This is a genomic window from Rhizobium sp. O111 (assembly GCF_055616315.1).
The window spans coordinates 284,515-309,316 of sequence record NZ_JBSHXL010000002.1; the positions used below are offsets into that span (position 1 = coordinate 284,515).

General features: G+C 62.3%; 15 protein-coding genes. 4 read left to right on the forward strand and 11 right to left on the reverse strand.

Annotation, left to right across the window (positions count from 1 at the left end):
• Window positions 1–14 precede the first annotated feature (14 nt).
• The 6 genes from ACVTFQ_RS20915 to bcsN form a co-directional block, all read right to left on the reverse strand.
• A complete protein-coding gene (locus ACVTFQ_RS20915; protein WP_165936891.1) occupies window positions 15–182 on the reverse strand; it encodes a hypothetical protein in 168 nt (55 codons plus the stop codon).
• Window positions 183–312: 130 nt separating this feature from the next.
• Entirely contained in the window at window positions 313–2,685 is a 2,373-nt protein-coding gene (locus tag ACVTFQ_RS20920; RefSeq protein ID WP_112949448.1) for a cellulose synthase, read from the reverse strand.
• A complete protein-coding gene (locus tag ACVTFQ_RS20925; RefSeq protein ID WP_112949447.1) occupies window positions 2,682–3,734 on the reverse strand; it encodes a family 8 glycosyl hydrolase in 1,053 nt (350 codons plus the stop codon). The genes ACVTFQ_RS20920 and ACVTFQ_RS20925 overlap by 4 nt, the downstream gene beginning before the upstream one ends.
• Window positions 3,731–6,307: a cellulose biosynthesis cyclic di-GMP-binding regulatory protein BcsB gene (locus ACVTFQ_RS20930; protein ID WP_112949446.1), complete on the reverse strand. Its 2,577-nt coding sequence runs from the start codon at window positions 6,305–6,307 to the stop codon at window positions 3,731–3,733. Before ACVTFQ_RS20930 ends, ACVTFQ_RS20925 begins: the two co-directional genes overlap by 4 nt.
• Window positions 6,307–8,496 carry a UDP-forming cellulose synthase catalytic subunit gene (gene bcsA, locus ACVTFQ_RS20935; RefSeq protein WP_112435265.1) on the reverse strand — a complete coding sequence of 730 codons (2,190 nt, stop codon included), beginning with the start codon at window positions 8,494–8,496 and terminating at the stop codon, window positions 6,307–6,309. The genes ACVTFQ_RS20930 and bcsA overlap by 1 nt, the downstream gene beginning before the upstream one ends.
• A gap of 59 nt (window positions 8,497–8,555) precedes the next feature.
• Window positions 8,556–9,566: a cellulose biosynthesis protein BcsN gene (gene bcsN, locus ACVTFQ_RS20940; RefSeq protein ID WP_470423992.1), complete on the reverse strand. Its 1,011-nt coding sequence runs from the start codon at window positions 9,564–9,566 to the stop codon at window positions 8,556–8,558.
• Window positions 9,567–10,354: 788 nt separating this feature from the next.
• Here bcsN and ACVTFQ_RS20945 point away from each other — a divergent pair.
• From ACVTFQ_RS20945 to ACVTFQ_RS20960, 4 genes are all read left to right on the forward strand, one after another.
• Complete coding sequence (locus tag ACVTFQ_RS20945; RefSeq protein ID WP_112435263.1) at window positions 10,355–11,452, forward strand: efflux RND transporter periplasmic adaptor subunit; 1,098 nt, start codon at window positions 10,355–10,357, stop codon at window positions 11,450–11,452.
• The gene (locus tag ACVTFQ_RS20950; protein WP_112435262.1) at window positions 11,452–14,604 is read left to right on the forward strand and encodes an efflux RND transporter permease subunit; all 3,153 of its coding nucleotides are present in this window, start codon (window positions 11,452–11,454) and stop codon (window positions 14,602–14,604) included. Before ACVTFQ_RS20945 ends, ACVTFQ_RS20950 begins: the two co-directional genes overlap by 1 nt.
• Before the next feature lie 179 nt (window positions 14,605–14,783).
• On the forward strand, window positions 14,784–15,278 hold the full coding sequence (locus tag ACVTFQ_RS20955) for a hypothetical protein (protein ID WP_047504318.1): 495 nt from the start codon (window positions 14,784–14,786) through the stop codon (window positions 15,276–15,278).
• A gap of 23 nt (window positions 15,279–15,301) precedes the next feature.
• Window positions 15,302–15,754 (forward strand): hypothetical protein, encoded by a 453-nt coding sequence (locus ACVTFQ_RS20960; protein WP_112949444.1) that lies wholly within the window; start codon window positions 15,302–15,304, stop codon window positions 15,752–15,754.
• Between the two features lie 15 nt (window positions 15,755–15,769).
• Here the strand turns inward: ACVTFQ_RS20960 and ACVTFQ_RS20965 are convergent, their stop codons facing one another.
• The 5 genes from ACVTFQ_RS20965 to ACVTFQ_RS20985 all read right to left on the reverse strand — a co-directional run bounded on the left by ACVTFQ_RS20965 (window position 15,770) and on the right by ACVTFQ_RS20985 (window position 24,465).
• The gene (locus tag ACVTFQ_RS20965; RefSeq protein ID WP_081992903.1) at window positions 15,770–16,024 is read right to left on the reverse strand and encodes a DUF982 domain-containing protein; all 255 of its coding nucleotides are present in this window, start codon (window positions 16,022–16,024) and stop codon (window positions 15,770–15,772) included.
• A 318-nt stretch (window positions 16,025–16,342) separates the two neighbouring features.
• Window positions 16,343–16,567, reverse strand: a complete 225-nt coding sequence (locus ACVTFQ_RS20970) for a hypothetical protein (RefSeq protein WP_112949443.1) — start codon at window positions 16,565–16,567, stop codon at window positions 16,343–16,345.
• A gap of 166 nt (window positions 16,568–16,733) precedes the next feature.
• Entirely contained in the window at window positions 16,734–16,937 is a 204-nt protein-coding gene (locus ACVTFQ_RS20975) for a hypothetical protein (protein WP_018898056.1), read from the reverse strand.
• Window positions 16,938–17,191: 254 nt separating this feature from the next.
• Complete coding sequence (locus ACVTFQ_RS20980) at window positions 17,192–18,952, reverse strand: sulfite reductase subunit alpha (RefSeq protein ID WP_112949442.1); 1,761 nt, start codon at window positions 18,950–18,952, stop codon at window positions 17,192–17,194.
• A 2-nt stretch (window positions 18,953–18,954) separates the two neighbouring features.
• Window positions 18,955–24,465, reverse strand: a complete 5,511-nt coding sequence (locus tag ACVTFQ_RS20985) for a glutamate synthase-related protein (RefSeq protein WP_470423993.1) — start codon at window positions 24,463–24,465, stop codon at window positions 18,955–18,957.
• Window positions 24,466–24,802: the final 337 nt, after the last annotated feature.

The following is a 24,802-nucleotide window of genomic DNA, read 5'->3' on the forward strand; positions in this document are numbered from 1 at the left end:
CCTCTAAGCCAGGATCAGTGTAGATCCAGGCTCAGTTGCTGCCCCTTGATCTTGGGGAGCGGCAGGCCGATTTCGATCTTGCCGAAGACGCGGCGTCGTCGTTCGGCATCACGCTCTCGCTCCGCCCGCGACGCGGCCACGACCGCCAATGCGTTTGCTATGACTTCCTCAGTTCTGGTCATACGCTTACCTCGCTATTTGTTCTTATTATGTTCCATTTTTAGAAGAACGTCAAGAGCGGCAAGCTAGAGCACGCTTTGCGAGGGATTGGCTGCGGAGACACGCCATGCGTATCATCCGGATTGACAGGGCTTATTGTTTGCCTTCGGGATGCGTCGCATCCTTCAGATCCGCGAGGCCACGGTATCCATCCTTGCTGCCGACGGATGCGGCGGCATTGAAGATGCGCTCGGCATCTCCGTACATCTGCAGGTTCATGTAGCTGTAGCCCCTGAGGACCATCAGATCGATGCGTTCCTGCTGCAGTTGCGCGCGCTGGTCGAGATAGACAAGCGCTTCGCGGTAGCGCTTCGCGGTGAAGGCGGCGAGCGCTCGATCGGCGAGGATGGAAACCTGGAGTTCTGCGGCCCGCTGGCGGGTCTGCGGCGCTTTGGTTGCCGCCACAGCGGCATTGTTGGAGAGCCCGGCGCGCAGATAGGCGAGGCTCTGGCCATAGGCAGCGTCCTCGCGGACCTTGCGGGTTGGGCTGGCGAGTGCGGCCTCGAAGGCTTCGACGGCTTCCATCGGGCGGTTCAGGTCCATCAGGCACCAGCCGCGGGTCAGTGCGTTTTGGGGATCGAGCAGGCGGGCATCGACCGTCGTTGAGCATCCGCGGATCTGGCGAGCGCCACGCGTGGCGGGGGCGGGTCGCGACGCCTGCTGAATTGGCTCTGCCTGCCGCGGCACGGGGCGCTGGGCCGGAGCGGCTGCAGCCACGACGGGAGCGGGCTCGGCGATCACTTGCGGCTGGTAGGTCTGCGTCTGCGGCGCCTGTTGCTGTTGCGGCTGGACTTGCTGAAACTGCGGAGCCTGACCGGGTCCGGGAAGGGGCGCGCGCACCTGCGGCGTCAGGGCCGAGGTCTCGCCGAGTTGCGCAATGCGCGCCGAGCGTCCCGCCCACAGGCGCTGCACTTCCGCGACGCCTCGGTGGTCGTTCAGTTGCTCGCGCGTGATCACCAGGCCATAGGCAGACGGTTCGTCATCCGGTTTCCAGCGCAGCGCCGTTTCAAACCAGCGCGCAGCCGTCTGCGGCTGATTGAGCGAGCGCGCGTACCAGCCGAATTGCTGCGCTGTCGGCACGTATTTCTGCGCGATGATCTCGGTCGCGATACGGCTCAGCACCTCCTCGGGAATATTCGCCGGCGGCTGCAGCGCCATGAGGTTGGCGGTGGCGGCGAGATAGGTTGCGGTGGCGTCCTTGGAATCGCCGCGCCACTTGTACATGACGTCTTCGGCTTCCTGTTCCTTCTTCTCCGCAATCAGCGCCAGTGCGAGACCTTGCGACGCGCTGGCGGAATCTTCCTTTGCGCGCGCGGCACGGAACCACTTTTCCGCGTCGGTGTAATTCTCGCGGCGCAGGTGATACCAGCCGAGCAAGAGATTGTCGGAGGCGAGCCCTTGTGTTTCGGCCAGTCGCTGCACCAGCGTCAGGTAATCGGGCGACACGGCGAGGTCGGGATTGGCGTTGCTGGCGGCGACGAAATTGCGCGCGAGGTCGTTGCGGATGCTGTCGAATTCTCGACCACCGTTTCCATCAGGACGCTCAAGGCCGAGGAGGACCTGCATCGGCGCATATGGCAACAGGCCGGACGCCTTTTGCATGGTCGCCAGACGCTCCTGTGGGTTGGTGCAGGCCTTCAGAATGTAGGTATAGGCATCCTGCGCCCGCTGCGTGCGGTCGGTGCGGGCGAAGGCTTCCGCCACACGCCACAGCACGTCGATATCGGCGCAGGTGAGCAGGCTCGGCGTCGCCGCGCCGATCTGCACGACGGTCGCGTATTGTTTCAGGTCGGAGGCGTTGACCAGGCGTGCGCGCGCTTCCGCGACGTCCAGGCGATCAAGCAAGTCGGCCGGCGGTTGCCAGCCGGCTTCGGCGGCCTGCCGGTCGGCGATCGATTTGCGAAGTTCGGCGTAGCGGCCCTCGGAATAGAGCTGCCACATCGCCTCGAGCTGCTTGTCGCCGCTCTGGGGAACGGCGAGCGGATCCGCCGGGGGCACCCAGTTCGGATAGAGCGCCTGAAGGCGCGATATCTCGGCCTGCAGCCTCGCCTTGTCACCACGGCTCGCGAAATAGCGGAGCGCGCTTTCGTCGACCTTTGGCGCCGCAGGCTGCGGGTTTGTCGATGCGGCTGCCGGTCTCTGCGCTGCCGGCTGTTGCGGTTGTGGCTGCGGCTGTGCTTGGGCGACGGCGTCTGGCTGCGGGGCGGCGGGTTCGCCTTGCGGCTGTGCGTTGATCGGGGCCTGTGCGCCTGCTGTTGCCTGTATCTGCTCGGCGATCGACTGCATGTCCGCCGGCTGCTTGGGTGGACCGTCAGGTCCACTGATCCGGCCCATCAGCATCAGCTGAGGCGCTGCGGCGGGCTGGTTGAGGCCGAGCATATCCTGAATGGCGGCGCGATCCTTCAGAGCGGTGACAAGACCTGCCACCACCACTGCGACCGACACTGCGACAAGCGAGGATTTCAAAGGCACTCTGGATGTTTCTCCGCGACGAAGGCCAACCCCAGGAGTTGAAGGGTCGATGGATAGTAGAGCGATGGCGCGAACTGCCGGGACGACGCGGGCAGCTTCGTTCCTTGTGCTACACAGGCCACAACATCGTTAACAATTCGATAACCAGCGTCATCAAGTGATTGTTTCGGCTGGCCGTCTTTCAAGTTGATCGTTGCCGGCGCACCATTGCCGGCGGTCATTCCTGACGATAATCGTAAGAGCAGTTCCTTGTCCGAAACTCCCGCCCGGGCGAGGTAAAGCGGGATACGGATGGCGTTGTAGCCGAACTCCGCATCGAAACCCTCGGCCGGTTGCGGCTGACGGTGAAGGCTCACCCAATCGGCCGGCAGCTTGCGTGGTCCGAACTGCATTGTGCGCAGCAACGTCAATCCGTCCTCGGTTAGCGCACCCCACGCGTCGGAAGGGGCGAGCATCGCCATGACGGGAATGGCCTCGTAGATCCAGTAGGAGGGGTTGATGACCGGGCCATCCTTGCGGCCGGGAGCGTTGAAGCCCTCGACACCGGGGAGAAGGATCGTGCGCCCGCCCGATTTGACGACGGCGTTGGCCAGAAGCGCGTTTGCGATCTTGGCGGCGGCTTCGAGGTAATCGTTGTTCTTCCAGGCAGAGCCTGCCAGCGCCAGCGCATAGGCGATCAGCATGTCGCCATCGGATGCATTGTTGGCGTCGGTCACATGCGGCTTGGCCGATGGATCCCATTTCCAGACGGCAAGTCCGTCGTCGCGCAGCAGCAATTCAGTCCGGGTAAAATACCAGATCTGCTCGAAATCGGCCTGGTCGTTGGCCAGATAGGCGAGCCACATGCCGTAGCCCTGGCCCTCGCTATGGCTGATATTGCCGTTGGCATTGTCGATGATGCGACCGGTGGGGTCGAGGAACTTCGCCTTGTAGGCACTCCACGACGCAGCATCGATCTTTGCCGTCTGCGCGGATGCGGGCTGCTGCAAGCAAAGCAGCGATGCTAGTGCCACCGCCACCATTATCGTCAGCCAGCCCCTCATTGGCGGCGGCCCAGTCTTCCAAGCATGCCGGCCGTCGCAACGCCGATCAGCAGCGACAACACGACGAGCAGCACCGCGTAGGACAGGACGTTGGTCGAGAGCCAGTTTGCGGCGATCAGTCGATAGTTGGCGAAGGTCCAGCTCTCCGTCGCGATGAAATCGAAACGGCTGACCGGCACCGTATCGATCTTGCCGGTCGCGGCCGAATAGGTCGTTACGTGCCCCTCGATCTCCGGCCAGTTCAGCTGCGACGTCATGGCATCAGCACCTTCCCTGAGATCTTTGGCGGATGGCGCGGTCACGATCGTCCAGGTCCCGTTACCGGCCGTATTCGCACCTTGCGCGATCAGGAAGCTGTTCGTGTTGGAGGGCGTAAACACCTGCTCGGCGCCGGGTATGAATTGCAGCGTGCTCAGCGAAATATCGAAGTTGCGACGCAGCCATTCCTGGAAGGAGGTGATCTGCCCCTGCCAGACGCCGCCGCTCACTTTGGAGCGCCATTCGTCGAACATAACGTTGGTCTCGCTGGGCGTCGTCTGCGTCGCGGCTAGCGGCCGCCATGTTGCCTGGCTGGTCGTCGCGATGTTGAGCTGCGAGAGAACCGCCTGCGGCATCTGCGAGATGGAGCCAACAAACATGGCGTCGCGGTCGCCGATCGCGCCTGGCGAGGCGGCGGGTTCGACGTCGATCGGCCGACCGGCCATCAAGGCCATCTGGCCGAGCACGGTTGCCGTGGCGGAGAGCGTGTCGGGGTCTACGCGGTCGATGAAGAGCGGTGTCGGAGAGGCGGCACGGCTGTAGGGGTAACCCGTTCCGGCGAGTGCTGCCAGATTGGGGCGTTGGCCGACCCGTGCGAAGTCGGGCATGTGAAACTCGCTGGTGTCGAACAGCGCGAAGCGCGGTCCGGCGCCGGCCGCCGTTCCCGGCACGCACACATTGTCCTCGTCCGTCTGCAGGATCGTTTCGATCGATACCGAGTTCAGACCGGGCTTGAAATGTCGCATCGTCACGCGGATCGGCAGGTGGCGATAGATGCCGCCGCCTTTCGTGGTGATTGGTAGCGTCGAGGCGATGTTGCCGTTGACGTAGACATCGATATGGCTGCCCGGCAGCACGTTCTGCGTATAGGCGGCGTCGAGCAGCACTGTCGCCTCGCCATAGGCGTTGGCGTAAAAGTCGGCCGGGACAGCGATGTTGAAGGTCGTACGGAAGCGGCGGCCAGAGAACTCGGTCGATTTGACACCCAACTGTGAGAAGGCGATCGTCCTGTCTGAAAAGATAAGCGGCGCGTCAGGCGCGGTCCACCGCTGCGTGGCCAGCGCGTCTCGGCGCACTGTGACAGCGCGATCGGTTGTCGAGACGATGGTCTCGATTGCTGTGGCGATCGCCGGCCAGGATGGTCCCGTAATCAAAAGAACAGTCTGGCCGGAGCGTGGATCGGTTGCGAAGGTCGCGAGCGGTGCCGTCTGCGCGGCGACCGGCACGGCAAACAGCGGCTGCAATTCGCTGGGCGTGCCAACCACGACCGTCATCCGGCCAGGAGACGAGGCGGGCAGGGAACCACTCGTAAACGACATGGTCTGGTTCGGCATGCCGCTCAGGATCGAAAGCCCCTGCACCAGCCTCAGGAGCGGCTTCGTGGTTCCCGGCTGCTCAAGCGCGGGAACCACGAAATTGAACGCGGTCTGGCCGGCGCCGTCCACGCCGATCGCGCGGATGGCGTCGGTGCTGGAGAACTTCGCGGCCTCTTCGCCGACGAAGGTCAAATAGGTCTGCGAGGGGTCGATATCCGACCAGAGCTCGTAGGTCGATTGCACGGTGCAATCGGTGCGATGGCGTTGCTTTGCTTCGATCGTGAGCAGGTTAGCCCCCGGCTGCAGCAGACGTGGCGGGATGCTCAGGGAGACGGTGGACGCTCCATCAGACGAGCCGACGGGCTGCTCTCCAATGACCCTGTTGTTGATCAGGATCGTGAATTGCGAGCTCTCCGGCGCGACGACGATGGCGTTCTGGTAGGTGAAGTTGAAGGTTGCCTGTGCCGCTGCCTGCTCTGGCGTCAGGTAGACAGACCACGACTTGCGATCATATTCGCCGTCCAGTCCAAGCTTGGCGAAGGGCACGACATAGCGGCGCGATGTGCCGGGAGGCAGCGGAGCGGACGCTGTTGCGGCCGCTGATTTCTGCGGCGGCTGTGCTGCTGGCGTTGCAGTCTGCGCGGCTGGCGTCGGCGACGATACTGGCCCTGGCTGCGTGGCGGGTGCATCCGCCTGCGCTGGCGGAGATGCCGGTTGTTGCACGGTCGGTGTCGCGGGAGTGACGGCGAAAGGCTGCAGAGGTGTTACGGCTGCCGGCGGGGCGGCTGGTGCGGGTGTCGCGGGCGGCTGTATTGCGATCGTCGGCGCCGGCGTTGTTGTCGGAGCGGAAGCAGGGGGTGTCGCCGGAAGCGTCATGCGCGGCACGGCGGGAATTGCCTCCGGCGGACGTTCACCCGACATGTCGAATGGCGACGTCTGCGCATAGGCGAGCGCGGTAGCGGCAAGCAGGAAGCCGAGGGAGGTGGCGATCTTCCGCATCAGCCATTCACCTTCGAGACTTGCCGCTGCTCTTCGCGCTCCGGCCGCATGCTGCGGAAGAAATAGACCAGGCCGCGGCTCGTTTGGTAAAACGCAAGGCCGACGAACCAGATCGTTCCGCGGATCAGACCGGGGTTGCGGCGGCGGCCTTCCTGGAATTGCGTCCACTGCGCCGAGTTCGCAAACATCAGGTCGGCGATCAGCCGGTGATCCAGCGCGCTCTTCGGAACATACTGGCAGCCCACGGCAAGCAGCCCGTCCGTCGGCTGAATGTTGCGCACCACGAGCGGCAGCGTTTCGAGATCGGCGCCACTGAACGGACGGAAGCGCACTTCGCCTTCGACGCCGACCAGCGACTGCTCCAGCTGCTTGTCGAACACGTGCAGGCGAGCGCCATGCACCGACACGTCCTCGATCGACGCCGTGTACCACTTGCCATTGATGCCGAATTCCGCCCGGCGGTTGACGCGCACGCGGCGGGAAGAGGCGCGCTCGCCGCGTTCCGACACGACGCCGAGCGCGCAGCCCGCCATGATCAGATTGATCAGGTTCCAGCCGCCGACGACGAGCGTGACATCGGCCTTATAAGGCTCGGTATAGATGCGGTAGATGGTGACGATCAGCGCGATGATCTGCACCGCGAAGATGACGAAGAAAGGACGGCTGATTTCCGACAGGCGGCTGACGGCAATCGACTCGTCCTTGGCGGTTACCTTGAATGTCGGCTTTCTTGGATTGAGCATCACGGAGATCACTGCCGGCAGCAGATGGACCGTCTGCACATACTCGTAGAGTTCCGAGATCCAGGGCCAGCGGAACGAACCGTAGAGGTAGTTCTGCATGATGAGGTTCACGAGCATGTAGGCGAGCGTATAGGCCAGGAATTCACCGCCGGACGCGGTGAAGATTTCGAGGTCGAAGAAGAGGTAGCACAGCGGTGCGAACAGGAAGACCGTGCGCGGGAAGGGGAACAGCCAGAACAGCGTCGACGACATGTAGCAGAAGCGCTGCGGGATCGTCAGTCCGCGCTTAAGCAGCGGGAAGCGGAACCTGAGGATCTGCATCATGCCCTGCGCCCAGCGGCTGCGCTGGCCGATGAAGCTCGCAAACGTCGCCGGCTGCAGGCCGGCGATCAGCGGCTTGTCGACATAGATGCTGTTCCAGCCGCTTCCGTGCAGCGCAAGCGCCGTCTCGCAGTCCTCGGTGATGCTGATGCCGCTGAAGCCGTTTTGCGATTCCAGCGCCTTGCGGCTCAGAACCGCCGCAGAGCCGCAGAAGAAGGCCGCGTTCCACTTGTCGAGCCCACGCTGTATGATGCCGTAGAACATCTCGTTCTCGCTCGGCATGTTGTCGAAGGTGCGCAGATTGCGCTCCAGCGGATCGGGATTGATGAAGAAGTGCGGCGTCTGCACCAGGAAAAGCTTCGGATCGTCGTCGAAATAGCCGACGGTCTCGAGCAGGAAGTCGCGCGCAGGTGCGTGGTCGGCATCGAAAACCGCGATCAGCTCGCCGGTCGAATGCTGCATGCCATTGTTGAGATTGCCGGCCTTGGCATGCTCGTTGCGCTCACGGGTGAGATAGCGGACGCCAATTTCCTCGCAGAGCTGCTTCAGTTCATTGTGGCGCGCAACGGCTGCCTGCGCCTCCAGCAGCTTGTTCGAATTGCGTTTCTGCACGGTCCCGCCGTCGTCGAGCAGCCATACGGTCAGCTTGTCCGCCGGATAGTCCATTGCTTTGGCGGCCGAGAGCGTGTTGGCGAGGAGGTGGGAATCCTCGTTATAGGTCGGCACGAACACATCGACGTGCGGAAAGCGCTGGAGCTTTCCCACGCGCGAAGGACGTGGCGGCAAGGGTGTCGCGACGATGAAGAGGCTGAGCGCCAGCATGGCGACGCTGTACATTTCGGCGAGATAGAGCAGCAGGCCGGGAATGAAGTTTTCCGGCTGGTTGACCGGCGGCAAGGTGCTTGTCGTTCGCCAATAGACATAGCGCATGACGATCGCGGTGCCGAAGGCAAGCGCGATCAGGCGCCATGTGCCTTCACCCTTCAAGCCCTTGATGATCGCCATGACGGCAACCACGGTGATGCTGGCGATCAGCTGCGCCTGCAAATTCACCGGCAGGGTCACCAGCGCGACCACACAGATCGCAACCACTGCCCAGATCAAGATGCTGCGGGCCTTATGCATCGGCGTTCCTTCAAAGGCATTGCGCCGGGCATCTTCTCCGATGCCGGCCTAGCTGATCGTCATCTCTGGCAGGCGGCATTTGCCGCCGTGTTGCCGATGCATTCCGGCGACGGCACGTTCACGCCGCTCGCTGTCATCGTCTGTTGTGAGGCTGGCTGGCGTACCGACGCGTTGGCCAGCGCAGGCGCTTCCAGCGGCGCCTGTGGCGCGTTTTCGGAAAGGTCAGGTCCCGGCACGCGTGGGCCGATCGCCGGCGGCAAGGTTGGCGCTACCGGTGCCGTGGCGGCAGGGCGAACTGCTGCGCGGCGCACCGGCGCGGGCCTTGAGTAGGTCTGCGTCGGGGCCGGTTCGTAGCCGATCGGCATCGGCGTCGAGCGATAGCCGCCTTCGTCGGGATAGATCGGGTTTCCGGGGCGTCCGATGGTAGGGTCGCCCCCTTGCGTCATGCCGTAAGGGTTCCAGATTTCGCCGTTGAAGGTGCCGATCACGGTGTAGCCGTACATCACGCCCAGCAATTGGCGCTCGGTTGCGCGCGCATCACACAGGCGCAGGCGAACCTGGATCATGCCGAAATTGCGGGCCTGTGTCTGGTCCGAGCGGCTGGAGCGGATCTGCTGCCATCCGTAGACACAGGTGTCGCCGTTGTGGCTGGTGCCGAAGGCATAGCCGAAGGGGCCGTAGCTGTTTTGCAGGAACGTCGCGGAGCGCGCCATCCGCACACCGGGGATGGCAGTCGCCATCTCGCGCGCAATAGCGCTCTCATTGACCATCTTGTAGGTGGAGTTCCCGGCGCCTGGGTTCTCGCCGCGCCCGCCGAGAAACTGCACCTTGAGAAAGTTCTGGCCGGGGACCGAGGACGAGGTGAACAGCGAAATCGACTGATCGACGCCATTGCCGCGCTTCTGCTCGACGACGCTCACGATAGAGGGCCCACCGGGTGGCGGCAGGACAAGCGCTTTCTCGCTCGCGATTGTTTCAGCGGCGCTCGGTTGTCTGATATTTCCAGTCGATGTGCAGCCGGCAGCAAGACCAGCCAACCCCGCAAGGGCCATCAATCTTAGCAAACCCATGTTTCCGATCGCCGCAATCGTATTTCCCCGTATCCGGCGCAATTTTGGCAACCGGACTTCGAATCAACGACCAGACGGCCGTTAATCATTCTAAACGACGGATATGGTTAACCAATCGTTAATTTACGGATCATTGAGGTAGTGGCGATTGGGTTCGCGAACACAAAAAGTTGCTTGCGTCGATACGCCGCCATCCAGGTCGCAAGGCACAGCCTTCCCGCGCGCTGAGACGACTAAATTAGGCTCGGATAATAACAAAGACAAAAAGATACTTTAGAGCGATTTTTTGCCGCCCAAAATTCTATTTTCTAGACTGCGAAGCACGCAGGGCTGTCCGCGCTTGTGGTCAATCGAAGGCCATTCATGAACATGCTTCATGGCCTTATGCGGATTTCGGCATCTTAACATGTTCGGACCGAGCTGTTACGTAAATGCTAAGGCCGAGCTCCGGCTCCGGTCGGCTGTTAAATACGGGATATAAAAACGAAAAATCGGAAGCAGATGCGAAGTGGCAGCTGTTTCCTCATCGACGTGCGCAGGTTCTTCGAGGCAGGCGAGCGACTAGCGGAATTCGTTTGGTTGCTTGTGGATGGGGTCTCGCACGCCAATTTCACAACGGAGTAAAGCTTGGCGGAGGAGCCAAGGGGAGGAGGGAACCAAGGTTGCTCGGTTGAATCGAGCCCAAGTAAAGGCGAATAAAAGTGCAAAATAAAAATCAGCGGCATTTTTCCACCGTTCGCAGCGGCGTGCTTGTAGCGGCTGTATCGATATTCATGTCTTCCGCGGCAATGGCCCAGCAGGCCGAGGCCCCACCGCCTCCATCCGTCACAACCGTGAATGTTGCCGCAAGCTCGGTCCCGCTCAGCTATGAATATGCTGCTCGCATCTCGGCATTTCGTCAGACGGAAGTACGCGCTCGCGTGAGCGGTATCCTGCTGAAGCGTAATTTCGTCGAAGGCGCTCAGGTCAAGGCCGGCGATGTGCTGTTTCTCATCGATCCTGCGCCCTATGAAGCGGCACTGATGCAGGCGCAGGCCGGATTGAAGCAGGCTCAGGCCCAGCTCGGCCAGGGCATTCGCGAGGAAAAGCGCAACATCAGCCTCTTCGATCAGAATGTCGGCAGCCAGAAGAGCCGCGACGACGCGATTTCCGCGCGCGAACTCGCCGAAGCGGCTGTCGCTTCCGCCGAAGCCCAGGTCAAGACCGCCGAACTCAACCTCGGCTACACCAAGGTGACTGCGCCGATTGGCGGCATCACGAGCCTCGAACAGGTCTCTGAAGGCAGCCTGATCAGCACTGATTCCAGCCTGCTGACCAACATCACCCAACTGGACCCCGTTTACGTCAATTTCTCCTTCTCGGATTCCGAGGCACGAGAAATCCGCCATCTCATCGATCTGATGAAGAGCAAGGGCCAGGAGCAGAAGCTGCGGGTCAAGCTCACCTTTGGTGACGGCTCGACCTACGGTCACGAGGGACTTGTCGACTTCACGTCGGCCACCGTCGACGTCAATACGGGCACCATTCAGGCACGTGCGATCATCGACAATCCCGATCGCCAGCTCATTCCGGGCCAGTTTGTACGCGCGACAGTGAGTGGCGTGACTGCCGATGACGCGATCGTCATTCCGGAGATAGCGTTGATGCAGGGCCCGCAGGGTCAGTTCGTCTATACCGTCGGCAAGGACGGTAAGGCCAAGATCAACGCGGTAACGCTCGGCCAGAAGGTCGGCAGCAACTGGATCATCAATTCGGGCCTCGATGCCGGTGACCAGCTGATCACAGAAGGCATCATCAAGGTGCGTCCGGGCTCGGCCGTCAACGCGACGGCTGAAGCGGCGGCTGCCGATGCCGGCAAGGATACGAAAGAGACGGCGGCCAACTGATGGGTAACAGGTTCTTTATCGACCGGCCGGTCTTCGCGGCGGTCATTTCCATTGTCATCGTTCTGGCGGGCCTTCTGGCCCTGCGGGCGCTGCCTATCGCGCAATATCCTGAACTGGTGCCGCCGCAGGTCGTCGTTACGGCGAACTATCCCGGAGCCAGCGCTGAAACTGTCGCGCAGACCGTTGCCGCTCCGCTGGAGCAGCAGATCAACGGCGTCGAGAACATGCTCTACATGCAATCGACGAACTCCAACAGCGGCACCATGCAGATCACGGTGACGTTCGCGCTTGGCACGGATCCCGACCAGGCCGCGATCAACGTGAATAACCGTGTCCAGCGTGCGACTTCGACCTTGCCGCAGGAAGTTACCCGTCAGGGTGTCGTTGTCGCCAAGCGCTCGAACTCCATTCTCGCTTTCGTGGCGATGTTCTCCAACAACACGCAGTATGACCGCGCCTATGTCGGCAACTACGCGCTCTTGAACGTCATCGACGATCTCAAGCGTCTTCCCGGCATCGGCGATGTCAACGTGCTCGGTGATATCGACTATTCCATGCGCGTCTGGCTTCGACCGGACAAGATGGCGCAGTACGGCCTGACGCCGAGCGACGTGTCGGCGGCCATCCAGGAGCAGAACTCGCAGTTCGCGGCCGGCCGTTTCGGCGATCAGCCGAGCGCCACCGGACAGCCCTTTACCTACAGCGTTTCCACGCAGGGTCGTCTGGCTGACCCGGAAGCCTTTGGTGACATCATCCTGCGCTCGACCAGCAACGCAGCGACGCTGCGGCTGAAGGATGTCGCTCGCATCGAGCTTGGTACCAAGAGCTATTCGGTACAGAGCAGCCTCAATGGCACGCCGGCCGTTCCGATCGCAGTTTATCTGCAGCCGGGCGCCAATGCTTTGAACACGATGGAAGCGCTTTCGACGCGCCTGGCTGAACTGAAGAAGTCGTTCCCTGACGGTATCGACTATCGTATTCCTTACGATACGACAAAGTTCATCCAGGTCTCGATCGAAGAGGTCATTCACACCTTCTTCGAAGCGATCGCCCTCGTGGTCATTGTGGTGTTCCTGTTCCTGCAGAACTGGAGAGCAACGCTTATCCCTGTGATCGCGGTTCCGATCTCGATCATTGGCACCTTCGCCGGCATGTATCTGCTCGGTTTTTCGATCAACCTGCTGACGCTATTCGGCCTGGTGCTGGCGATCGGTATCGTCGTGGACGACGCCATCGTGGTTCTTGAAAACGTCGAACGCCTGATGACGGTAGACAAGCTGCCGCCCAAGGACGCGGCTATCAAGGCCATGGGCGAAGTCACGGGACCGGTTGTCGCAATCGTGCTCGTGCTGTGCTCGGTCTTCATCCCGGTCTCCTTCATGGGCGGGCTTGCGGGCCAGATGTACAAGCAGTTCGCCGTCACGATCGCCATCTCGGTGATCCTGTCGGGCATCGTGGCATTGACGTTGACGCCGGCGCTCTGCGGGCTGATCCTGAAGCCCGGTCATCATGAACCGGCGCTGCCGTTCCGCGTGTTCAACCGCGCCTTTGACCGTCTGACGTCGGGCTATACGGCGGGCGTTCGCTTCTTCGTCAAGCGTTTCGCCATCGGTCTCGTCCTCGTTGGCGCCCTGCTTGGCGCGACTGGCTACCTCTTCTACACCCTCCCGGGATCGCTCGTTCCCAACGAAGACCAGGGCTGGGTACTGCAGGTTGCCGTACTTCCGCCGGCAGCAGCGCTTCCGCGCACCGAAGCGGTCATGAACCAGGTGGTCGACAACACCTCGAAGCTTGAAGGCGTTCACGACGTCTTCGCGGTCTCCGGCTACGATATCCTCGCCGGCGGCATCAAGAGCAGCGCCGGTGTGTCCTTCATCATTCTCGATGACTGGAAGGAGCGCACCACTGCGGCACTGGACGCCCGCAACATGGCGGGGCCGATCATCGGCGCCAATAGCGATATCAAGGATGGGATGGTTCTGGCCTTCAATCCGCCGCCGATCCAGGGCTTGAGCACCACGGGTGGTTTCGAAGCCTATGTTCAGGACCGTGGCGGCAACGGCATCGCGAACCTTGCCGAACAGGCGAATGCTCTCGTTGCCGCGGCTTCGAAGCGCCCTGAGCTGACCGCCGTGCGCACCACCTTCGATGCCAGCGTTCCGCAGTACCACGCGGATCTCGATCGCGAGAAGGCAAAGGCGCTCGACGTGCCGATCAACACGGTGTTCGATGCCATGCAGGCCACGTTCGGTAGCCTCTATGTCAACGACTTCACGCTCTATGGCCGCAATTACCAGGTCAATCTGCAGTCGGAATCGGCTTTCCGGCAGTCGCCAGACGATCTCCGTCAGGTCTTCGTTCGCTCGAACAATGGCAGCATGATCCCGCTGGATGCGTTGGTGAAGGTCACGCGCATCATCGGCCCCGACCAGGTCGAACGCTTCAACGCGTTCAACTCGGCCAAGGTCACCGGCAACCCGGCTCCTGGCTATACCTCGGGTGACGCCATCCGCGCATTGCAGGAGGTCGCGAGTGAGACCCTTCCGGCAAGCTACCAGATCGCCTGGACAGGTTCGGCCTACCAGGAACTGGCAACGGGCGGCGCGGGAACGCAGGCGATGCTCTTCGGCATCATCATGGTGTTCCTCATCCTTGCCGCGCAGTACGAGAAGTGGACGCTGCCGCTGGCGGTTATCACGGCCATCCCGTTCGCGCTGTTCGGTGCACTGCTCGCAACGATGCTCCGCGGGCTGACCAACGACGTCTACTTCCAGATCGGCATGGTCACGCTGATCGGTCTGGCCGCCAAGAACGCCATCCTCATCGTCGAGTTTGCCGTTCTGAAGCGCCAGGAAGGACTGTCGGCCGGCGAGGCTGCGATCGAAGCCGCCCGCCTGCGTTTCCGCCCGATCGTCATGACGTCGCTGGCATTCATTCTGGGTGTCGTGCCGTTGGCGATCAGCACGGGTGCGGGCTCGGCCAGTCGTCACGCCATCGGAACCGGCGTTATCGGGGGCATGCTCGCGGCGACGTTCATCGCGACCTTCTTCATCCCGATGTTCTACCGCCTGATCGCCTGGAAGGCGCCGAAGCAGGCCGATAGTCCGCAAGCGGCTCCCGGCAACAACCCGGCGATCGTTCCCGGCGAGTAACAACGGTCTTTCGAACAACGGGCCGGCGCGGACATGATGTCCACGCCGGCCCGAACTGTTTCAGGTCCTGAACCATTTCTGGGGCGGAGCGAACGTGCGATGGCGATGTGCGGATCTTTTTAACGCCGCAGCGCTAATATGCGCCCGCACACATGTTCTCTAACCCCCAGGGACCTTACATGAAGACGATTCTCGTCGGGGCGCTTCTCGCCGCCCTCATACCCGGCATCAGCCAGGCCAAGACGCTTGCATTCCCGAGCGACGCCCCCATCGCTCAGATCGCCATTCCAGATAGCTGGGAGCCCGAGGAAACGGAAACCGGGATCCAGGCGACGTCCGATGACTCGGCTATTTACCTTTCGATCGACGTCGCCGACGAAAAGAGCACCGACAAGGTCATCGACGACGCTATCGCCTTTCTTCAAAAGAACGGCGTGAAGGTCGACGGCTCGACGCAGAAGAAGTCCGATGAGCCGATCAACGGCATGGACATGACCAACTTCGACTGGACCGGCACCGACAATGACGGCGCAGTCAATATCGGCCTCTCGCTGCTCTCGCCCAAACCAGGCAAGCTCCTCGTCATCACCTATTGGGGATCGCAGGGAACGCAGGAGGCGCATGGGCCTGAACTCCAGGCGATCATCAGCTCCCTGAAACCTGCAGCCGAATAATATCGCGCAGGCACGGCTCTGCCGTGCCTGCCTTTTCACCCGAGGTCACCGTGCGCTTCTTCAAATCATGTCTTATTCTATCGCTCTCTGCGTTGTCGGCAGCGAGCCCGTCATGGGCTGACGCGTACAAGGCTGTCAGCAACACCGCCATGTCCGTTACCGGCGATATCTCGATGGACGACTTCAGCATTACCTTCGAAACGGGTGAAGAGCTTTCGTTTTCCAATCTGGTCGGCGATCACTTCATCGTCGACGGCGAACGTGTACCGGCTTCCGTCTATCGCGTCGCCGATCCTTCGGATCTCGAGTTGCTGAACGGCAATCGTCTCTGCGGCTCCGGTCCGGTCACCTATGTCGCAAATTGGTCCGCCGGCGATGGCTTGTCGGCGATTGCGGTGTTCACCGGTCGGCATGCGCCGAAAAGCTCCGACGAAATGTGCGCGTCCTACACGTTTGAGGAAGGCGTCGAGGAGTGAGCGCGGCGACGCTGCCTAAAGCGGAACCGGTGCGGCGGGCACCACGTCATATGGCACCTTGGCTTCATCTGCCGCGGCGATAAAGGCGAGGCGCGCATCTTCCGGTGAAGCCTTGCCGATTGCCACGCCGTCGCACACTTCCAGGGCGGAAAAGTAGGCCTTGCCTTCAGCGACCGGCCAAGCAGTAAAAAGCAGTTTGAGCGCTTCACGGGTACTCGTGACCGTATAAACGGCGCCACTGCGCCGGCAGGCGATCAGAACAGGGATCATCCATGGTCTCGTGTCCAACGCTTTATACCCCCTCGAAGCGCATTTGATTGGCGGCAGCCGTGCAAAGCTGCCACCGCGCCCTTAACATATAGTATGTTCTTTATGCATCAAGCGTGGGCGCTCCGGTACCGCGCATGAAAAAACCCGGTGCGAGGGGCTGCACCGGGCTTTTGGTTGGACTGCATTGGGCTTGCTGATCCAGCAACGCGGATTTCAATACGTTGCGCAGATAAAACCCTTCAGCTGCGAAAAGGTTCCCAAAGAAGATCGGGCGCAATTTTTGCCGATCGTTCGGTCAACGGAGCAACGGTGAACCCGTTATTCCTCGGCAACGCCGTTCATCAGCCCGTCGAATACTTCGAGCATGGCGTCGGCGATCGCCTGGCCGAGCGCATTGCCGGCCTGACCGATCTCCGCGTTGTCCATGTCACGCGCCGCAAGCGCAAGCGCCGTGCCCTGCTCGCTGACGATCAGCTTGGCGCGTTCGATCGCCCAAAGCGAGAAGTCGTTGCGGTTGTCGATCGTTACGGTTTCCGGTTCCATGGCCAATTCCTCTCATTCGCTTGCGCGCTTATTAGCCTCTTTACCGGGAATATCGAAGCACAATCCTCGACGCGGCCACAACTCGCTCAATGCATGAGTGGGTGGCTGGGTCTGCGCTTGCCGCAGCCGCGGCAGGCGAGTGTGCCACATGATAACAGTCGAGCCGTTAGTTTGGATCGAGGTTTTTCATGCCGCGGCGCGTATGCCGCAGTTCAACGATCTGGCGCATCTGTGCCAGTCTAAGTTCCAGCGCTGTCCTGTCCATCGACGGGGGCAGCTTGCTGAGTTCATCCGCAAGGATATCAATCTCCTTGAGGAGGAACGGTAAATCGAAACCTTCATGTTCCATGTTTTCCGCCATGCCATTCATGCAAGCGATTCTTGCTTGCATCGATTTACATGCTTCGCTGTCACGGCTAGGCGAGTCTCGTTCAACGTTATTAATATCCAATAAACTATAGCCATCAGCGTCCCGAAATGACACCTGATAGTGCCAGGAGAGCACGAACGCGCACGCTTTCCTACCCGGCACATGGTCCGGGTTGATAAACGCGTTCGAGCGGCCGATGTTTTCGACCGCTCGATAGCATTTTCGGATTGTGACGGAGCCAGCCAGTCCTGGCCCTAGTAGACGTCGCGAACGTAGCGCTTCTGGCGCTTCAATTCGTTGACATAGGCGCTCGCGGCATCAGCGGAATGGCCGCCGTGGACAGCGATGATGTCGTGCAGGGCCTGATCCACGTCGCGTGCCATTCGTGTCGCATCGCCGCAAACATAGAAATGCCCGCCTTCTTCCAGCCAGGCGTAGAGCGCCTTGCCGTTCTCACGCATGCGGGTCTGCACGTAGATCTTTTCCTGCTGGTCACGGGAAAAGGCCAGATCGAGCCGCGTCAGCAGGCCTGCGCTGCTCATCGCAGCCAACTCCTCTTCGTAGATGAAATCGTCGGCACGGTGCTGGTCGCCGAAGAACAGCCAGTTCCGACCCGCAGCGCCGCGCGCCTGCCGCTCCTGCAGGAAGGCCCGGAACGGCGCGATGCCGGTGCCGGGACCGACCATGATGACAGGGGTCGCATCATCCGAGGGCACGCGGAACGCCTTGTTCTGCGACACGAAAATGCCGGCCATGTCACCCTCCGCACGATCCGCCAGATAGGTCGAGCACACGCCGCCGTGCTCGCGCCCGTTGGGCGTGTAGCGCACGCTGGCAACGGTCAGGTGCACGCGCCCCTCGGCAGCAAGCGGGCTCGAGGAGATCGAGTAGGCGCGGTGCTGCAGCGGCTTCAGCAGGCCGACGAAATCGGCGGCGCTCATCGCGCGCTCCGGCAGCAATTGCAGGAGGTCGAGGCTGTCCTTGCCCCACAGCCAATTCTCCAGTGCTTCCTTGTCGCCATGGCGCAGGATATGGCTGAGCTCTTCATGGCTGGCGCGCCGTTCGATCTCCGCGATGAATTCGCGCGACGGCGTGGAAATCTCGAAGCTGGCCGTCAATTCCTGGCCCAGCGGCCGGGCGAGGCCGGAAACGGCCGCTTCCGCGTCGGCGCCCAGACGCTCCAGAATGGCCGAAACAAGGGACGGATTGTTCATAGGCATGACACCCAGGGCATCGCCGGCTTCGTAAACCAATCCGCTATCGCCGAGATCGAACTCGAAATGCCGGATTTCCTTGGCGGATCGTGTACCCGAGAGCAGCCGGTTGACGGCAAGGGTCGAGGGATAAGGCGACTTGCGGTTCCATTGCGATTTCTCGCGGACAGGCAGGGCCGTCGCTTCGGCCGGCTCTGTGGCTCCACCTTCGATCGCTGCTGCGACCGGCAGGGTCTCGTTCACCCAGGCCGATGCGGCATCCTCGTAATCCACGTCGCAATCCAGGCGGTTCGCCATCCGCTGGGCGCCGAGTTGCTCCAGCCGGGTGTCGATCAGCTTGCCCGCCTGGCAGAAGCCATCATAGCCGGTGTCGCCGAGCGCTAGCACGCCGAAATTCATGGTCTCCAGTCTGGGCGCGCTGTCCGCCGAAAGCGCCTCCCAGAAGAGTTGCGCATTATCCGGCATCTCTCCTTCGCCATAGGTGGAGACCACCACGATCACCCGCTTCATGGTCGAGAAGCGAGCCATGTCGATATCGTCGAGCGCCTCGACCACCGGCTGCATCCCGGCAGCGCGGGCAGCCGCCGCCGCATCCATGGCCACGCCCTCGGCATTTCCGGTTTGCGTGCCATAGAGGATATGCAGTGGGCTTGATGCCGGCTGCTGCGGCGCTACCGCGGCGGCGGCGCTGCCGTCACCATCGATCGCCAGCCGTGAGTGGAGGCCGGCAAGGAAGCCGGAAAGCCAGGCGCGCTGGTCGCCATTGAAGGGGGCGTCGGCGGGGATATAGGGCACTTTCATCGTCACACTCGGCTGGTTCGGGCAGATGTCGTCAGGTCGGAGACCGCGCGCTTGGCGAACAGCTCCTCGAAGCTCGGCAGGCGACCGATCCTTTCGATGTTGCGGGCGTACTGGTGGATGATCCAGCCGTAGGTGCCGGGGCTATCCATCGACAGGATGTTGCGGCGCGCCAGCGCTTCCTTGTAGTCGGCAAGTCGCTTGGCGGCGATCATCACCGCCAGCTGTTCGTCGCTGTGGCCGTCGATAGCGTCACGCGCGTGCCGCATCAGCTTGCTCATAAGCGCGAAATCCTCCGTCAGGATGAGGTTGCGCACAGCCTTCTCTACGGCCGGCTCGGACGGGCCGAGCGCGTTGGGCACACGCGCCATCGCCAGGCCCTGCGCCATGGAAAGCACGGTGGAATTGTTGAGCAGCGCGAACATTTCGTCCGTGTCTGTCTCGCCGTAGCCGGGTACGCGGCCGTTGAGCACTGGCTTGCGGTCGCGATAGGCCAGCTTGAACTTGCGGACCTGATGGGCTGCGAGCGCCGAGGCCAGCTCCTCGATCAGCTCTTTGCGCGGCTTGGCCTTCAGGATCTGATCGCTATCCTGATAGAGCAGCAGCGCCCGCGGCATGCCGTAGACGAAATTGTGCCGTTCGCTCTCCCAGTTCTCCAGGAGCCAGCGCGCCTTGGACGAGCCGGTCGCGGCCAGATGCCAGGTGAGCAGCATGTGCACGGCTTGGCCATGGATGGCCGCTTCATCCCCTTCGTCGGAGATTGAGCCGAGCAGGATCGAGTCGTGGCTGACCTTCTTCGGCAGATCGCCGTACGGGTCGTACTGATAGACGAAACCGCCGCTCATGCCGTTGCCGAAGCCCTTGCCGAAGCTTCCGAGATTGAGAACCGCGCCATTGGTCATGTATTCGCAGCAGAAGTCGCCAACGCCCTCGACAACTGATGTCGCGCCGGAATTGCGGACGGCAAAACGGTCCCCGGCCTGGCCTTCCACGAAGGTGCGACCGCCGGTGGCGCCGAAGAGCGCGAAGTTGCCGATCAGCACGTTGCCGCCCGCCTCGTCGGAGCCGCCGCCCGGCGACTTGACGACGATGGTGCCACCGCAGGCGCTCTTGCCGACACCGTCATTGCAGGTGCCGGTATGGGTGAGCATCATACCGTCATTGCAGAACGCGCCGTAGGATTGCCCGGCCGAACCCGAGGTCGCGATATTGACCGATCCGGGCTCGAGGAAGCGCCGGCCGCGCTCGTCCTGGCGAACCGCCGGCAGGGTGGCTGCCGTCGCGGCGTCGATCTCGTAGTTCAGCATACGCTCGATATCGACTGCCAGCTGCCCGCCGACGCTCTTGTTGCAATTGTTGAGGAAGCGATTGCCGCCGAGCTCGACGGTTTCCTTGCCGTTTTCGATCAGCGCCGACTGCACGAGGTCGCGGAAGCCGTCATCGACGGCGTAATCCTTCTCCATATAGACGGGGTCGGTAATCTTCACCTCCTCGACCACCGCAAGCATCGCGCGGAGGTCAAGCTGCCCGACGCTTGAGGGGTGATCGAGGAGATGAAGAAGATCGGAACGCCCGCGCGCCTGGCGCAGCGACGGCAGGCCGAGCGATGCCAGAAGCTCGCGGGTCTCGTGGGCGATGTTGAGCAGATATTGCGCAAGCGCCCGGGGGTCGCCGTTGAAGACCTCCTGGTTGGTGGTCAGCCCGGCCGGGCACTTGATGTTGCAGTTCTTCGCCATGACGCATTTCAGCATCATCAACGCGGTGGTGCCGAATTCGAAACTGTCGCCACCGAGCAGAGCCGACTTGATGACGTCGCTCGCCGTCTGGTGCGCGCCCGAGCAACGCAACGTGACCTTATCGCGCAAGCCGTTGGCGCAAAGCGCCTGATGGACCTCGGCGATGCCGATTTCGGCGGCGCGCCCGGTGTATTTCAGGCTGGTGACGGCGGCCGCACCCGTGCCGCCGGTGTTGCCGGCGACATTGATGACATCGGCGCCTGCCTTGGCGACGCCAACGGCGATCGTGCCGATCCCTTCCGACGAGACGAGCTTGACGACAACACGCACGCGCGCCGCCTTGGCGTCATGGATGAGCTGCGCCAGATCCTCGATCGAATAGGTGTCGTGATGAGGGGGAGGCGAGACGAGCTCGACGCCGGGCGTGCCGCCACGGGCGGCCGCGATCTCGACGGTCACCTTGGGCGAGGGGAGCTGACCGCCTTCGCCGGGCTTGGCGCCCTGGCCGATCTTGATCTCGATCTCCTCAAGCATCGGATCGGCGAGATAGCCCGCCCAGATGCCGAAGCGCCCTGAGGCGAACTGCTTGATCTTGGAAGCGCGGATCGTGCCGTAGCGCGACAGATGCTCGCCGCCCTCGCCGGAGTTCGACATGCCGCCGGCCATGTTGGTGCCGTGGGCGACCGCTTCATGGGCGGCGGCCACGAGCGCGCCGTGGCTCATGGCGCCCGAGGCGAGCAGCGACGTGATTTCGCTCGCGTTCTGGATTTCGGAAAGCGGAATGCTTGCGGGCGCGGTGCGCAGCAGCGAGAGATAGTCGCGGGCCTCGCCCTTCGCCTGCACGGCAAGAGCGCCTGCTTCCAGCCAGTGGCCGACGATGTCGGTTCCGAAGCGCATGACGAGCGACTGCGCAAGTGCCGAAAGCAGCGTCAGCTGGCTGCCATTCGAGGTCGTCAGGCGCAGCCGGAACTCGTCGTCGCCAACGCGCTCGCAGGAAAGGCCGCGCACCATGAAGGCGTTGTTTCCCTTGCGGGAAAAACGTCCCATCTCGCGCCTGAAATCCTCGGCATTGCCGCAGAAGCTGACATCGGCGGGCAGGTCCAGCACATCACGCAAAGCCGCTGGGCGCCTCATGCGCTCTTCCATCATCATGCGTGCGAAGGCGCGGTAGCCGGGCGTGATCTCGAAGCGGTCGATCGCCTCGGGCGTCAGCTTTTCGAAGCTGGTGCTGTAATAGGCGGCATCGTTGAGGCCGAAGGCATCTTCCAGACGGTTGAGTGGCAGAAGCCGGAAGAATTCCGACTGGTCGGTGTCGCCGGCCATCCGCTCGAAATCGATCTTCTCCTCGGTCATGTCAACGAAGCCACGGACAGCGGTCGTGCCATATGAGTGACCGGCGCCCTCGGCGCGCTCCTTGAAAAGGCCGAGCAGCGGGATCTCGTTTTCACCGGTAACGGTCAGCGCCCGCATGTGCCAGTCGCACACCGCTTGAGCGATGACGGCGAAGTTCACGCCGCCAACAGGGGTCTTCACATTCGGGAAATAGCGGCGCAGCACGGGATCGTTGGTGTCGAGGAAGTTGGGCTCGAAGAATTCACCGGCGATGTAGCTTTCGGCCGTGCACAGGCCAACCTTGCCCATCGTCTTCATCAACGACTTTTCTGCCGCCTTGGCGAAGCGCTTGAACGCCTTGTCGGCATCGGCGCCGAACTTCTCCTCGGCCCGGAACTGGACGCCGAGCGGATAGACGGCCGAGGCGCCGAAGCCGAGTGCCGCGGCGATATGGTGAGACGAGGAAATCTGGCCGCTCTCTGCGATGATGGAGACGCGCAGGCGCAGGCCGGTTTCGATCAGGCGCTGGTTGAGGGCGGAGATGACGATGATCATCGGCAGGGCCGCGCGGTCGCGCGCTACATGGCGATCGGTGACGACAGCGATGCCGCCTTCTTCGGCGGCGAAGGCTTCCACCGCGTCGCAAAGCCTTGAGATCGCGGCCTCCAGCGCCTGCTCGTTGGCCTTGGGATCGCCGGCGACGGGCGTGTATAGCATCTCGAAGCGGCGCAACGGCGTCTCGGACTGCTCACGGATCTTCAGCATGTCGAGATGAGTGAGGATCGGTGAGCGCACGACGATCTGGCGGGCGGCCTTGGCGCCGATGTTCGGCTTGGCGCCGAGCGCCACGCGCAGGGTCATGCCGTCGGCTTCGCGAATGCTGTCGAGCGGCGGGTTTGTCACCTGGGCAAAGCGCTGCGAGAAATATTTGGCAACGCCGCCCTCCTGGTCGGAAAGGGCGTTGATGGCATTGCCGTAACCCATTGCCGAAATCTTCTCGGCACCCGTCGCCAGCATCGGATCCATCAGGAACTTGAAGCTTTCCTGATTGTGGGAATAGGCGACGTAGCGCTGATGACGCTCGAGGTCGCCATTGTAGCGGAGTGGGGATCCCTGCTGGTCGGCCGGCACTTCGGGCAGGTCCTCGAGGTGGACGCGGGCGTCAGCGAGCAGCGTCTTGTAGTCGCGCTGCTCCGCGAGCATATCGAGCGCTTCCGATGTCGAGTAGGATCGGCCGGCCGCGTGATCGAAGTAGAGCATGCCGCCGGCCTCGATCCGGCCGCGCCGGAGAACGGTCTCGGGCGGAAAGGCGATCTGGCCGGCTTCCGACATGACGCAGAGATAATCGGAGGTCTCGACGGTGCGCAGGGGCCGCAGGCCGAGCCGGTCGAGCCTGGCGCCGACGATGGTGCCGTTGCCGAAGATCAGCGCGGCCGGGCCGTCGTTCTTCTCCTCGTAGAGCGAGAAATATTCGAACATTGCCCTGACGTCTTCGGACAGCGTCTCGTCATTCTCCCACGCCGGCGGCATCATCGAGACGACGGCGGTCACGAGGTCGAGGCCATCTTCCATCACCCGGCTCTGCAGGGTCTGGTCGAGACGGCAGCTGTCGGATTGGCCTTTCGGGCGGATGATCGCGGAATTACGGGCAAGCGCGATCGCAGCCTCGGAGAGGCGGTTCTTCTTGTCGGTGTTCAATTCGCCATTGTGCGCCATCAGCCGGAAGGGCTGGGCCATGGAGGGGTGCGGGTCGGTGTTGGTGGAAAACCGCGTGTGGAAATACATGGTATGGATTTCGTGCGCGGGGTCCACGAGATCGCGGAAGTAGGGCAGCACCTCGTTGGAGTTCAACCGGCCCTTGAAGACCTGCGTGCGGGCGCTGAGCGACAGCGGATAGAAGCCGGCCAAGGCCGGATCGGTATAGGCAACGGCTTCGATCGCAAGCAGCGCCTTGTGGATGCGCCAGTCGAATTCGGCAGGCGTCTTCGCGGCCTCGGGAGCGGCAAACACCCATTGGCGGATCGGCAGCTGGTAGCGCACGGAGATCGGGCGGATCGCGTCATTGTCGACAGGCACGTCTCGCACGAGAAGCACGGGCAAGCCCTCATCGGCGAGCGCCGCCTCGATGATATCGGCCGCGCGCTGGTGCTCATTTGGGTTGTTCGGCAGGAAGAAATTGCCGACGCCGAAACGACCGGCGGCGAGATCAGGTTTACCGGTGAGGCCGCGGAAGAAGGAGAGGGAGAGATCGACCGAGATGCCGGCGCCATCACCGACGCCTTCCGCCGACATGCCGCCGCGATGCGGGACGGCACAGAGCGCCTCGTGGCCCCGCTTCAGCACGTCATGGGTCTGAACGCCATCCTTGCGGGTAATGAAGCCGACGCCACAGCTGCTCTTGTCTTCGCTGATATCGTAGAGGCCCGTGACCCGATCTTGTGCGCTCATCTGCCCGTCTCCTTGGTCGCGCCTTGGCGCGTGTCGTTTCAGTCCCGCAGGCGGAGCCGCAGGTGACCTGGCACGCTCCTCCGCTGGCGATTTAAAGGCGTTTTTTATTGGCGGTATGCGTGGACGCACGCGTGGCGGCCGGCTGCGCAATCGCTGCCGTGAGGACCGTCACTTTGCTGTAGGCGCGTGCTGTCATCGTCGAAATGGACCCGCGTAACGGCCGCCGATGGCTGACCTCTGATTACGTCAGCATTGCTTACTTATCTTGATTGCTGGAGTCAAGTTTGACTCGAGGTGCGCGCGATTTTCCTCGCGGCCTGCTTGCAAACTTCCTGGC